Origin of the sequence: Pantoea sp. JZ29 (assembly GCF_035190385.1) — a bacterium.
Lineage (GTDB): Bacteria > Pseudomonadota > Gammaproteobacteria > Enterobacterales > Enterobacteriaceae > Pantoea > Pantoea stewartii.
In genome coordinates, this window is record NZ_CP045241.1 from 1,984,720 (window position 1) to 1,997,431 (window position 12,712).

Annotated in this window: 12 protein-coding genes; 4 read left to right on the top strand and 8 right to left on the bottom strand. The window is 51.6% G+C overall.

Annotation, left to right across the window (positions count from 1 at the left end; genetic code table 11):
* Positions 1-296: 296 nt before the first annotated feature.
* From GC090_RS09245 to yeaG, 4 genes are all read right to left on the bottom strand, one after another.
* Entirely contained in the window at positions 297-530 is a 234-nt protein-coding gene (locus GC090_RS09245; protein WP_054633678.1) for a DUF1480 family protein, read from the bottom strand.
* A gap of 77 nt (positions 531-607) precedes the next feature.
* Positions 608-2,335 carry a potassium/proton antiporter gene (locus tag GC090_RS09250; protein ID WP_033741886.1) on the bottom strand — a complete coding sequence of 576 codons (1,728 nt, stop codon included), beginning with the start codon at positions 2,333-2,335 and terminating at the stop codon, positions 608-610.
* 248 nt (positions 2,336-2,583) lie between these two features.
* On the bottom strand, positions 2,584-3,858 hold the full coding sequence (locus GC090_RS09255) for a YeaH/YhbH family protein (RefSeq protein ID WP_324021429.1): 1,275 nt from the start codon (positions 3,856-3,858) through the stop codon (positions 2,584-2,586).
* Between the two features lie 93 nt (positions 3,859-3,951).
* Positions 3,952-5,886 carry a protein kinase YeaG gene (gene yeaG, locus GC090_RS09260; RefSeq protein WP_006119423.1) on the bottom strand — a complete coding sequence of 645 codons (1,935 nt, stop codon included), beginning with the start codon at positions 5,884-5,886 and terminating at the stop codon, positions 3,952-3,954.
* 422 nt (positions 5,887-6,308) lie between these two features.
* On the opposite strand from yeaG, the gene GC090_RS09265 reads away from it, so the two are divergent.
* Positions 6,309-7,058 carry a MipA/OmpV family protein gene (locus tag GC090_RS09265; protein WP_006119421.1) on the top strand — a complete coding sequence of 250 codons (750 nt, stop codon included), beginning with the start codon at positions 6,309-6,311 and terminating at the stop codon, positions 7,056-7,058.
* 73 nt (positions 7,059-7,131) lie between these two features.
* Positions 7,132-7,983 carry an aldo/keto reductase gene (locus GC090_RS09270; RefSeq protein ID WP_324021431.1) on the top strand — a complete coding sequence of 284 codons (852 nt, stop codon included), beginning with the start codon at positions 7,132-7,134 and terminating at the stop codon, positions 7,981-7,983.
* A 7-nt stretch (positions 7,984-7,990) separates the two neighbouring features.
* Here the strand turns inward: GC090_RS09270 and GC090_RS09275 are convergent, their stop codons facing one another.
* Together GC090_RS09275 and gapA are read right to left on the bottom strand one after the other, a co-directional pair.
* Complete coding sequence (locus GC090_RS09275) at positions 7,991-8,866, bottom strand: D-hexose-6-phosphate mutarotase (RefSeq protein WP_039343042.1); 876 nt, start codon at positions 8,864-8,866, stop codon at positions 7,991-7,993.
* Between the two features lie 72 nt (positions 8,867-8,938).
* Positions 8,939-9,937, bottom strand: coding sequence for a glyceraldehyde-3-phosphate dehydrogenase (gene gapA / locus GC090_RS09280; protein ID WP_006119418.1), 999 nt, complete (start codon positions 9,935-9,937; stop codon positions 8,939-8,941).
* A gap of 340 nt (positions 9,938-10,277) precedes the next feature.
* Here gapA and msrB point away from each other — a divergent pair, with 340 nt between their 5' ends.
* Together msrB and GC090_RS09290 are read left to right on the top strand one after the other, a co-directional pair.
* On the top strand, positions 10,278-10,688 hold the full coding sequence (msrB, locus tag GC090_RS09285; protein WP_006119417.1) for a peptide-methionine (R)-S-oxide reductase MsrB: 411 nt from the start codon (positions 10,278-10,280) through the stop codon (positions 10,686-10,688).
* A gap of 2 nt (positions 10,689-10,690) precedes the next feature.
* Positions 10,691-10,972, top strand: a complete 282-nt coding sequence (locus GC090_RS09290; protein ID WP_006119416.1) for a YeaC family protein — start codon at positions 10,691-10,693, stop codon at positions 10,970-10,972.
* 84 nt (positions 10,973-11,056) lie between these two features.
* Here GC090_RS09290 and pncA read toward each other — a convergent pair whose 3' ends face one another.
* Positions 11,057-11,665, bottom strand: coding sequence for a bifunctional nicotinamidase/pyrazinamidase (pncA, locus tag GC090_RS09295; RefSeq protein WP_006119415.1), 609 nt, complete (start codon positions 11,663-11,665; stop codon positions 11,057-11,059).
* A gap of 16 nt (positions 11,666-11,681) precedes the next feature.
* Positions 11,682-12,695 carry an asparaginase gene (ansA, locus tag GC090_RS09300; RefSeq protein ID WP_033741878.1) on the bottom strand — a complete coding sequence of 338 codons (1,014 nt, stop codon included), beginning with the start codon at positions 12,693-12,695 and terminating at the stop codon, positions 11,682-11,684.
* Positions 12,696-12,712 lie beyond the last annotated feature (17 nt).

Below are 12,712 nucleotides of genomic sequence, written 5' to 3' on the forward strand. Positions count from 1 at the left end.
ACCGGGACGTTTTCAGTTTGTTACAGTCATTAGAGCCATTAACGCTGCAAAAAACAGATTCTCTAAACGTGAGACAAGTCACGTAAAAATGCAGCACTGGAGAAGAGTATGCAGGAGATGTTTGACAGAGTTAATACGGAATAATTCTTAAAAAGTCAGGGGATAATCGCGCGGGTTTTGTTTAAGTTATTGATATGCAGAATATTGTATCAGAGATAAGCGTGATGCACGGAGATATTCAGGTCCATTTTTAGGAATTACCGCCAAACGGGCTGACTGGCGGTAATCCTCCGGGCTTACGCGGGTTTTTTTAATACCCAGCGGTCTTGTTGTTTATCGTAATGACCGATCGTTAATATCACTTCTTTACCGTCGATCCAGGCCGGTACGCTGGTTTCCTGATCCCAGCCGTCAAGCTGATAACTCAGGCCGGGATTGGTGTGGCAGGGAATACTCACCGTCACCGGGTCTTCGCTGCTGAATTCCGCATCAACAATTTCATAGCGACCAATTTTAACCACGTGACTCATGGATAACTCCCGTTTTAACTGAATGTTATAAAAGCGTAGTGCAATTCAGCTAATTAAACCGCGCTATTTAAATAAGATTATTCTTTGTCTTCATTGGGGCGCACGCCAATTTTAACAATATGATTATCTTCTTTCTCCGCTACCGTCCATGTCAGTTGATTCCATTCTATCTGGTCACCGACCACAGGTGCCCCGCCTAACATACTCATCATCAACTGACCCAGCGACTGTTGCGCGTTCGTATCTTCGTCGAGTTCAAGGCCATAAATCTGCGCGACATCATGAAGTCGCGCGTCGGCATCCAGAATAAAGTCGCCGAAGAAACGTTGATCCAGCGAGACAGGCGGCGACTGACTGAACATTTTGCCCAGCGCAGGCAGATCGCGCTCACGGCCAATCACACAAATCACGTCATTCTCTTTTAAACGCGTTGCGCCGTTGGGGTGCATTAACACGTTATCCCGAAACAGTGCGGCGATACGGGTTTCGCGTGGCATCTGTAAATCCCGCAGCGCCGCGCCCACGCACCATTTGTCGGCGCTGAGCTGATAGACGAACTGCTCCCACGGATTCTCCGGATGAATATCCAGCCCGATACGGCTAATCGGAGAGGCGGTAGGCGGAACCACCACTTTGGCTTTCTTCGCCGCAAAGCCCAGCGAGGTGCCCTGTAGCATCAGGGACACCAGCACCACGAAAAACGCAATATTAAAATAGAGCGAGGCATTCTCCAGACCGGCCATCATCGGGAAGACGGCCAGGATAATCGGCACTGCTCCGCGCAGACCGACCCAGCTGATAAAGATACGCTCCCGCGCCGTGAAGCCACGGAACGGTAACAGGCCGATAAACACCGACAGCGGACGTGCCACCAGAATTAACCACAGGGACAGAATCATTGCCGGAACAGCGATATGCCAGAGGTCGGAGGGCGTGACTAACAATCCCAGTACGATAAACATGCCGATCTGGCTGAGCCAGGCCATACCGTCAAAGGTCTGCAAAATGCCGAAACGGTTGCGGATAGGGCTGTTACCCAGTAAGAAGCCGCACAGATAGACGGCGAGGATGCCGCTGCCTTCCAGCACGGTGGTCAGCGCAAAGACCAGAATGCCGCCGCTCAGTGCCAGTAAGGGATACAGGCCGGGAGCCAGATTCATGCGGTTAATCAGTTGCTGCAGGGCCCAGCCACCGCCCAGACCGAGGACAATCCCCAGACCGAACTGCTGAATCAGATGCACCACGAACATCCAGTCCAGACCGGTTCGTCCCTGCTCAATCATTTCGATCAGCGTAATGGTCAGAAACACCGCCATTGGGTCATTGCTGCCGGACTCAATTTCCAGCGTGGCACTGACACGTTCATTCAGACCTTTGTCACCGAGCAGGGAAAATACCGCTGCCGCGTCGGTGGAGCCGATAATCGCACCAATCAGGAAGCCCTGCATCATATCGAGCCTGAACAGCCAGGCCGCGACCATGCCAGTCAGGCCTGCCGTAATGATCACGCCTACGGTTGCCAGTGATAAGGCCGGTCCGAGCGCCACCTTAAAGGAGCTGGCTTTGGTGCGCATGCCGCCGTCCAGCAGGATGATTGCCAGGGCAAGGTTAGAGATCAGGTAGGCCGCCGGATAGTTATCAAATGCGATGCCGCCAATACCGTCAATGCCGGCCAGCATGCCCAGCGCCAGAAAAATCACCAGGATAGGAATGCCCAATCGGGACGAAAAGGAACTGAGCAAGATACTCGACGCAACCAGCACGGATCCAATAATGAAAAGACTATAAACAATAGTGTGGTTCAAACGCGGTCTCCTGAGATACGGCAGACAATGTTAACTAAGGTGTAGAAACATCCATGCTATGTCTGCAAGATAATGTTTTATCAATGAGTTGTCATTGTCATTTTGCAATTTATCTTAATTGCTAATGCACTGGATAATCCCAGTTAACAAGGCTAATAGGGGAGTTAGATAGCTTGCAGCAGGCAAGACCGCATTTTAAGAGGTTATAAATACAATAAAAAAAGCCGACTGGGCGTCGGCTTAGTGTCTCAGGCTTCCATTGCCTGTTTGTGAAACAGCTCACGAAACACAGGATAAATATCTTCGGGCTCCCGGATGTGCTGGATCGCAAAGTTGTCGAACATTGACTGCAGATGTTCGTATTCGCGCCATAAGGTCTGATGCGCGCGACGTGTTATCTCGATGTAGGTGTAGTAACGCACCACCGGCAACAGGTTTTTTGCCAGAATCTCGTGGCAGAGCGGTGAATCATCTGCCCAGTTGTCACCATCCGACGCCTGCGCGGCGTAGATATTCCATTGCGCCGGATCGTAGCGCTCCTTCACAACCTCATCCATCAGTTTCAGTGCGCTGGAGACGATGGTGCCGCCGGTTTCCTGCGAATAGAAGAACTCCTGCTCATCGACTTCTTTTGCCTGAGTATGATGGCGGATGTAGACCACCTCGACGTTTTTATAAGTCCGGCTGAGGAACAGATAGAGCAAAATATAAAAGCGTTTTGCCATATCTTTCGTCGCCTGATCCATCGAGCCGGAGACATCCATCAGGCAAAACATGACCGCCTGACTGGAAGGCTCGGGCCGCTTCTCGAAGTTTTTATAGCGCAGGTCAAAGGTGTCAATAAAGGGCACTTTGTCAATGCGCGCGCGCAGTTCGGCAATCTCCTTGCGCAGGCGTTCCTCTTCGAGTAACTGAGCGGGCTCTGACTTTTCTACTTCGCTGAGGGCATCCTCAAGCTCATGGAGCTGGCGGCGCTTACCTGCCGTCATCGCAGTACGTCGGGCCAGGGAATTTTGTAAAGAACGGACCACGCTGATGTTGGCGGGGACGCCATTCGAGGTAAATCCGGCACGGTGCGTTTTGTACTCATTCAACTGGCGGTGCTGATTTTTCCGCAGATTGGGCAGCGCCAGATCCTCAAACAGCAGATCCAGATATTCATCTTTGGAAATTTGAAAAACAAATTCATCCTCACCTTCACCATCCTGACTGGCATTTCCCTGACCTGAACCGCTACCGCCCCCGCCTTGTGGGCGTTCAACACGGTCATTTTGCACGAAGTGATCATTGCCTGGATGAACGCGATGACGTTGTCCACCCCGCCCCTGATGAAAAATGGGTTCATTGATATCATCTACGGGAATAGAGACGGATTCGCCACTGCTGACGTCGGTTACCGAGCGTTTGTTAATGGCCTCGGAAATCGACTGCTTAATCTGCGACTTGTAACGACGTAAGAAGCGCTGGCGATTAACCGCACTCTTGTTTTTACCGTTCAGTCGGCGATCGATAAAATAGGCCATGTTGTTCCCCCAAACTACATTGCAAGCAGGCCGGGCTGACCCGACCTTAATATGACCGGTGCTGTCCCGCACCGGTTTGCTTACAGACTTTGATCAGGACGATTTACGCACGCGCAGATACCATTCACACAGCAGGCGAACCTGTTTGCGGGTATAGCCTTTTTCCATCATGCGATCGACAAAATCGTCGTGTTTCTTCTGCTCATCCGTAGAGGTTTTGGTATTGAACGAGATAACCGGCAACAGCTCTTCGGTATTGGAGAACATCTTTTTCTCAATGACCGTACGGAGTTTTTCATAGCTGGTCCAGTTGGGATTTCTGCCATTATTATGCGCTCTTGCACGCAGCACAAAATTGACAATTTCATTACGGAAATCTTTAGGGTTACTAATCCCGGCAGGCTTCTCAATTTTCTCCAGCTCGGCATTCAGCGATTCACGGTCAAATAATTGTCCGGTATCCGGATCGCGATACTCCTGATCCTGAATCCAGAAATCCGCATAGGTTACATAACGGTCGAAAATATTCTGACCATATTCGGAATAGGATTCCAGATAAGCCGTTTGAATCTCTTTGCCAATAAACTCCGCATATTTAGGAATTAAATAGCCTTTGAGATGCTCAAGGTATTTTTCCGCCTGATCCTGTGGGAACTGCTCACGTTCAATCTGCTGTTCCAGCACATAGAACAGGTGCACCGGGTTGGCGGCAACTTCAGCATGGTCGAAGTTAAATACGCGTGACAGGATTTTAAAGGCGAAACGCGTTGACAGGCCATTCATGCCTTCGTCCACGCCCGCATAATCGTGGTACTCCTGCCAGGATTTCGCTTTCGGGTCGGTATCCTTCAGGCTTTCACCATCGTACACGCGCATTTTGGAGTAGATGCTCGAGTTATCGGGATCTTTCAGACGCGACAGGATAGAGAAGCGCGCCAGCGTCTCAAGCGTGCCAGGTGCACAAGGCGCAGTGGACAGCTCACTGTGATTCAGCAGCTTTTCATAAATCTTAATTTCCTCAGACACGCGCAGGCAGTAAGGCACTTTAACGATGTAAACACGGTCGAGGAAAGCCTCGTTGTTTTTATTGTTGCGGAAGGTCACCCATTCGGATTCGTTTGAGTGCGCCAGGATGATGCCGTTAAACGGCAGGGCTGAAATCCCTTCCGTACCGTTGTAGTTTCCTTCCTGCGTGGCAGTAAGCAGGGGGTGCAGAACCTTAATCGGCGCTTTAAACATCTCAACGAATTCCATGATGCCCTGGTTGGCCCGGCACAGTGCGCCAGAGTAACCGTAGGCATCAGGATCGTTTTGCGCGTGGTTTTCAAGTTTGCGAATGTCGACCTTACCGACCAACGCAGAGATATCCTGGTTGTTCTCATCGCCCGGCTCTGTCTTGGCGATGGCTAACTGCTCAAGAATCGATGGCCAGACTTTAACGACTTTAAAGCGTGTAATATCCCCGCCAAAGTCATGCAGACGTTTGGCGGCCCAGGGCGACATAATGGTGCCAAGGTAGCGACGCGGTACGCCGTACTCTTTTTCCAGAATGTTAGCGTCTTCCTGCGGGTTGAACAGGCACAGCGGATGGTCGTTGACCGGACTGCGTTCGCCGTCGGCGCTGAGCACGTAGATAGGGACGCGTTGCATCAGGGATTTCAGGCGCTCAGCCAGGGAGGACTTACCGCCACCCACCGGACCCAGTAAATAGAGAATCTGCTTCTTCTCTTCAAGGCCTTGCGCTGCGTGTTTCAAATAGGACACGATCTGCTCAATCGCTTCCTCCATACCGTAAAACTCTTCGAACGCTGGGTAACGTCCCATAACCCGGTTAGAAAAGATTCTGGAAAGGCGTGGCTCCTGGGCAGTGTCGACCATTACTGGCTCACCAATAGCCATTAAGAGTCGCTCTGCTGCGTTGGCGTATGCACTGCGATCCTGTTTACAGATAGTCAGAAATTCCTGCAGTGTGAACTCTTCGTCCTTGGCAGCTTCATAACGCTGACGATAGTGATCGAATATATTCATAGCGATGCCCGTCCTTTCGTTTTTAGCACAGGTAAAGGAGCAATAATCAGTGCTCGTACAGCTCCCGGAAGATATTAATCTGTTTACTACAGCAACCCTTATGCCAACCTGATCGTTCTTATCGGGATGCACAACTTTTATGGTTACTTGGTAAGTACAAAAACTCGGGTATTAAGTTTAACTGTAGAAGGCATTCAGGAAATTTCATCATAGATTTTTGATTAGTGAGCCACATATCAATAACAAAATCATTTTGTTGCGAAACGTTTTTCCTCAGTTAACCCCCGTTCTGTGATGCCTTCAACCCGGTTATGCCACATTCTGCGGCAAACGCGGTAGATGATTTTGATATAAGGTTAATTCAGTCTGTAAAAAGCGTTAGACTCTATGTGTGATTGTTATATTTATGGAATGAATAAATTGTGAACCAATTCAAACTTAACGTGCTTATTGCACTTATCCCTTGTTATTTTCTGGGCCAGTCAGTACAAGCCGCACCCTTATCGCTCGGTGCATCAGTGATTTATGCGCAGTCACCTTATCGTGGTGGACAGGACCGCTATTTGCCTGTTCCCATCATCAATTACGAAGGGGAAAAATTCTGGTTTAACACCCTGCAGGGTGGCTATTACGTGTGGAAAGACCCACAGGATCAGCTCTCTCTGTCGCTGTTGGGTTCGCCGCAGCAATACGACCCGGATGACAACGATCTGGGGGATATGAAGGGGCTGGATAAGCGCCGAATGACGTTGATGGGCGGGGTGACTTACCGGCACACGGATGACTGGGGCATTATACGGACCTCATTGTTAGGCGATGTGCTTAACAACAGCAACGGTATCGTCTGGGATTTGACCTATCTTTACCGTTTCAGCTTTGGCGACTTTACCTTTACGCCGGGAATTGGTGCATTGTGGAACAGCGCGAATCAAAACCGCTACTACTATGGCGTATCGGGTAACGAAAGCGATCGGACCGGAATTCGTCGTTATCATCCGGATGACAGCTGGTCGCCTTATGTGGAAATGAACGCCAGCTACAGCATTACCCCGCAGTGGAATGCCAGTCTTTCAGGGCGTTACACCCGCTTTGCCAGCGAAATCAAAGACAGTCCGATGGTTGATAAAAGCGGACAGTTTACGGTCTGGACAGGCGTCAGCTATACCTTCTGATGCGGCGCACCCCGGGAGTGCAGGCTGTGCGCTCTCAGGGTGCATATGCCCCCATTCAGTGCAGGAGAACCCGATGACAAAATATATCGATATTGCAGGTCAGCGTCAGATTCCGGCAATCGGTCTTGGCACCTGGTATATGGGGGAGGATCCCGCCAGCCGGCAACAGGAAATCAGCGCGCTTCAGGCAGGGCTGGATGCCGGTTTGCGGCTGGTGGATACCGCTGAAATGTATGCAGAGGGTGGCGCCGAAGAAGTGGTAGGCGATGCCCTGAAGGGACGGCGTGATGAGGCCCTGCTGGTATCGAAAGTTTATCCATGGAATGCCGGGAAACAGGATGCCATCGCCGCCTGCGAGGCCAGCCTGCGTCGTCTGCAAACGGATCGAATTGATTTGTATCTTTTGCACTGGCGCGGCAGTGTGCCACTCGACGAAACCATCAGCGCGATGCAGACTTTGCAGCAGCAGGGCAAAATTCGTGCGTGGGGTGTTTCAAACTTCGACAACGAGGACATGGACGCCCTGTGGGCCGAAACGGGTGGCGAAAATTGTGCCACCAATCAGGTGCTTTATCATCTGGGTTCCCGCGGTATTGAATACGATTTGCTACCGCTCTGTCGCCAGCGCGCGATGCCGGTCATGGCGTATTGTCCCCTGGCACAGGCCGGTCGGTTACGCAGTCAGCTGTTTACCGACCCCGCTCTGAACGCAATTGCCCGCCAAAAAGGCATCACCGTGGCACAGCTTCTGCTGGCCTGGGCGATTCGGGATGGCGATGTCCTTGCCATCCCTAAAGCCGGTTCACTGGTACATGTTCGTGAAAATGCGGCTGCGCTGGACATTACCCTGAGCGAGGAGGACTGTCTCAGACTCGACAGGGCTTTTCCGCCGCCACAACACAAACTGCCGCTGGATGTGGTCTGAACGCGCCTCAGGCCTTATTTTTCAAACGTATTGTCGTCGCCAGTCGGGCAGGCTTGTCGCCTGCACTGCGCAACGGTTTGCTGATGCGCGCGGTTTCAACACACACCATCGTTTTATAACCCTCATTTGGCATGTCCGCCATACTACACGACAGCGCCACACCGGGATTCCACGTGACAACGTCACTATGGTGATGGTGGTACACTTCAATTTGCCGTTTTCCAGCCAGATCGTTGATAACTGAACAGTCTTTTGGCGCAGTGAAGATACGATCCACGCGCTCGGTAAAGCGCTGTTTACCCTCGCTCTGACCCGGCTGGTTATCTTTGACCTTGTCGATGTAATGTTCACCCAGTCCGGTGACCTCAACGCTCGCACTGTCCGCCACGTTAAAATAGCTGTGTAGGGCGGCTGTCGATTCATAATCACCGTAGGCTTCCAGCTCAATTTCGCAATGCTGGCCCAGACGGAAGCGGGCAATAAGGGTAAAGTCATGCGGCCACAGCTTCAGCGTTTGTGGGGTACTTTCCAGCACAAATGTCAGCAGCACGCCGTCTTCGTTTTCATCATGCGCAGAGAGCGTCCATGACTGATTTCGGGCAAAGCCATGGGCAGGCTCTCCTGCCGGTCCAAACCAGGGCCAGCAAATCGGTACACCGCCGCGAATCGCCTTACCAGGCAGGAAAGGGCTCTTGTCGCTCAGCCAGATGACGGGCTTCTCACCGCTCGGTTGCCAGGCAATCAGATGCGCGCCCTGTAAGGTCACGGCCGCCCGTACACGCGGATGGCTGACAATGATAACCGGGAGTTCACCCACCTGACGTTGCGACAGATAAGGCGTGATTTGTTTAACCACGGGAAGGGAAAAGAGTTTGTCTTGCATGCCTGACTCCATAGTGAAGGGATCAAAAAAAGGGTGACCGAAGTCACCCTTATTGTCTCGTGTCTGGCTGCCTTATTTAGCAGCAACCAGCGCAATCAGGTCGAGAACTTTGTTTGAATAACCGGTTTCGTTATCGTACCAGGAAACCAGTTTAACGAAGTTGTCATTCAGCGCGATACCGGCTTTGGCATCGAATACTGAGGTCAGAACTTCGCCGTTGAAGTCGGTAGAAACCACGTCATCTTCAACGTAGCCCAGCACGTCTTTCATCTCGCCTTCAGCCGCGGCTTTGATAGCGGCACAAATTTCTTTGTAAGACGCAGCTTTTTCCAGACGAACGGTCAGGTCAACAACAGAAACGTTAGGCGTAGGTACGCGGAATGCCATACCGGTCAGTTTGCCGTTCAGTTCTGGCAGCACTTTACCTACCGCTTTAGCGGCGCCGGTAGAAGACGGGATGATGTTCTGTGATGCACCACGACCACCGCGCCAGTCTTTGTGAGACGGGCCATCAACGGTTTTCTGCGTTGCGGTAGTGGCGTGTACGGTGGTCATCAGGCCTTCAACGATACCAAATTTATCGTTGATGACTTTTGCCAGCGGTGCCAGGCAGTTAGTGGTACAAGAGGCGTTAGAAACGATGTCCTGGCCTTGGTATTTGTCGAAGTTAGCACCACGAACAAACATTGGGGTGTCATCTTTAGATGGACCGGTCAGAACCACTTTTTTCGCGCCAGCAGTGATGTGCTTACGTGCGGTTTCGTCGGTCAGGAAGATACCGGTTGCTTCAGCAACGACGTCAACGCCCACTTCGCCCCACTTCAGGTTAGCCGGATCTTTCTCAGCGGTAACACGGATTTTCTTACCGTTAACAACCAGAGCGCCGTCCTGTACTTCAACGGTGCCGTCAAAACGGCCGTGAGTAGAGTCGTACTTCAGCATGTACGCCATGTAGTCAGCGTCCAGCAGGTCGTTGATAGCAACGATTTCGATGTCAGAGCGCTGTTGAGCAGCACGGAAAACGATGCGACCGATACGGCCAAAACCGTTGATACCTACTTTGATAGTCATATATTCCACCAGCTAGTTGTTAGTGAATAAAAGGTTGGCTGTAAAATTACAAAAACCTTACCAGGCGTCAAGCGGAATCGTGTCAATTGTTGCGACAGGTCAATCCACCGAACAGGAATTATTTGACGCGCAACCGCTTGCGCGCTTCCGCGAACATCGTGCTCTGTTGAAACCTTCGCCGAATATATAGGGATATGCCAGAGAAAAGGTGATCAAAATCACAAATCCACCTTGTAAGATACGGACCGAAGGGCAGAGCACAAAAAAAGACCCGACTAATGTTGATCATTTGTTAGAATACTAGTCGATTTTTTCAGAATGACATCCCGGAATTGCTCAAATGCCTAAAGAAACCGCACCCGACGCAAAAATCGCCCAGTTAACTGAGATGCAGCGCTATGTCACGCAACAGCGTGGCACGGAGCCGCCGTACAGCGGTGCGCTGCTGCATAACAAGCAGGAAGGGATTTATCACTGCCTGGTGTGCAACGCGCCCTTGTTTCTTTCAGAGACGAAATACGATTCAGGCTGTGGCTGGCCGAGTTTTTATGAGCCCGTCAGCGATGAGGCTATTCGTTATCTGGAAGATAACTCGCACGGTATGCAGCGTATTGAAATCCGCTGCGGCAACTGTGATTCTCATCTCGGCCATGTTTTCCCTGATGGGCCGCAGCCGACCGGTGAGCGTTACTGTGTGAACTCAGCCTCGCTGAACTTCACCAGTCCACAAGGCGACGAGATTAAGGGCTAACAATGAAACAGCAACTTGAAGCCATGCTTGATGCTATGACACCCGAAATTTATGAACGCCTGATGACGGCTGTTGAAACCGGAAAATGGCCGGATGGAGTGGCGCTGACGCAGCAACAGCGTGATAACAGCCTGCAGTTGGTTATGATGTGGCAGGCGCGCAATAATGATGCACCACAGCATATGACCATCGGCAAAAATGGCGAAATGGTGACCAAATCGAAAAAGCAGTTAAAAGAAGAGTTTGGTATCGAACCGGACGTCACGCGCATTCATCTGCATTAATGGCGCGGTAAGTCGCCAGTCAGCCACGCGCAGGCGGGCATGGTATGGAAGAGCAAAAAGGGCTGGCGCGTAGCCAGCACTTTTTCAGATAATGACGGCGCCCTGAGCCGCCATCTGCGCCAGCGCGATGTCGCTGTCTTCTGGGTTGAGATTAACGCCACGGCAGCCTGCCGCCACGACCTCGACCTGATAACCCAGTTCAAGTGCATCCAGCACGCTGTACTTCACGCAGTAATCCGTCGCCAGGCCCAGCATGACCAGATGCGTGATATCGCGTGCGCGTAACCAACTGTCCAGTTCTGTCTTGCGTCGGTGTCCATTGTCAAAAAAGGCGCTGTAGCTGTCTACGTCCTGATCCTGCCCTTTATGGAAAACCGCGTCGAACAGGCTGCGATCAAGTCCGGGATGAAAATCAGCCCCCGCAGAATGCTGCACGCCATGATCCGGCCACCAGATCTGTGGCAGGCCGTTGAGTTCACCGAGGGTATAGACAGGTTCGCCGGATACGGAAGCAAAACTACCGTGATCGGCTGGATGCCAGTCCTGCAGGGCTACGACGCACTCACCATTCTCATGAAAAGCACGGGCGTAGCGGTTAGCAACCTCGACCGTATGATCGCCTTCTTTGACGGCCATTGGGCCGCCGGGGCAGAAGTCGTTCTGGATGTCGATAATGATTAATGCCCGTTTCATTGCCGTTGACTCCATCTTAGTCGTCTGTCAGTTCGCCACGCAGGTTCTGCTGCATTTTGGCGCGGATCTGATCGCTGGACAGATCCTGGCTCAACAGATAGTGAAGTTTCGTCAGCGCCGCTTCAACCGTCAGATCAAAGCCGCTGATGACGCCAGCGTGCTCCAGAGCATTCCCGGTGGCGTAGCCACCCATATTGACCTTGCCAGAAATACACTGGGTCAGGTTGACGACCACAATGCCGCGTTCGCTGGCCTGCTGAAGTTCAGACAGAAACTCGGCGTTTTGCGGCGCGTTACCGACGCCGTACGAGCGTAAAATCAGCGCCTTAACCGGCTGACGTAAAAAGTTACGCACGACATCTGCAGAGATGCCCGGATAAATTGTCACCACGCCAATAGGTTGCGGGGTAATGGTATGAACAATCAGCTCGCCTTTGCCCTGAGGTGCAGGCGGCGTATTAAGACGACGGATATGAATCCCGGCTTCCAGCAAGGCTGACAGGTTGGGCGACGCAAAAGCGTTGAAACCGTCCGCGTGCGCTTTAGTGGTACGGTTACCGCGATAGAGTGTGTTGTTGAAAAACAGCGTCACCTCATTGATGGGATAATTCGCAGCGACGTAAAGGGAATTAAGCAGGTTTTGTTGGCCATCGGAACGCAGTTCGGCTAACGGAATCTGTGAGCCCGTAACGATGACCGGCTTAGCCAGATTTTCGAGCATAAACGACAGGGCAGAGGCGGTAAATGCCATGGTATCCGTGCCGTGCAGAATGACAAAACCATCATAGCGATCATAGTTCAGCCGGATATCTTCGGCGATCGACTGCCAGTCCTGCGGGGTCATGTCAGAAGAGTCAATCAGAGGCTGATACTCATGAATCGTGAAGTCAGGCATTTCCGGGCGATGGAACTCAGGCATCTTCGCCAGTTCCTGCTGCAGATGACCAGAAACCGGAATATAACCTTGAGCAGAACGTTGCATACCGATGGTACCGCCCGTGTAGGCAACGTAAATATTTTTCTTTTGCATAGGTAAACTCAGACTTG

Coding starts and splice junctions, on each gene's coding strand:
- GC090_RS09245 (WP_054633678.1), bottom strand. CDS start 530: ATGAGTCACGTGGTTAAAATTGGTCGCTATGAAATTGTTGATGCGGAA.
- GC090_RS09255 (WP_324021429.1), bottom strand. CDS start 3,858: ATGGCCTATTTTATCGATCGCCGACTGAACGGTAAAAACAAGAGTGCG.
- yeaG (WP_006119423.1), bottom strand. CDS start 5,886: ATGAATATATTCGATCACTATCGTCAGCGTTATGAAGCTGCCAAGGAC.
- GC090_RS09270 (WP_324021431.1), top strand. CDS start 7,132: ATGACAAAATATATCGATATTGCAGGTCAGCGTCAGATTCCGGCAATC.
- GC090_RS09275 (WP_039343042.1), bottom strand. CDS start 8,866: ATGCAAGACAAACTCTTTTCCCTTCCCGTGGTTAAACAAATCACGCCT.
- gapA (WP_006119418.1), bottom strand. CDS start 9,937: ATGACTATCAAAGTAGGTATCAACGGTTTTGGCCGTATCGGTCGCATC.
- msrB (WP_006119417.1), top strand. CDS start 10,278: ATGCCTAAAGAAACCGCACCCGACGCAAAAATCGCCCAGTTAACTGAG.
- GC090_RS09290 (WP_006119416.1), top strand. CDS start 10,691: ATGAAACAGCAACTTGAAGCCATGCTTGATGCTATGACACCCGAAATT.
- pncA (WP_006119415.1), bottom strand. CDS start 11,665: ATGAAACGGGCATTAATCATTATCGACATCCAGAACGACTTCTGCCCC.
- ansA (WP_033741878.1), bottom strand. CDS start 12,695: ATGCAAAAGAAAAATATTTACGTTGCCTACACGGGCGGTACCATCGGT.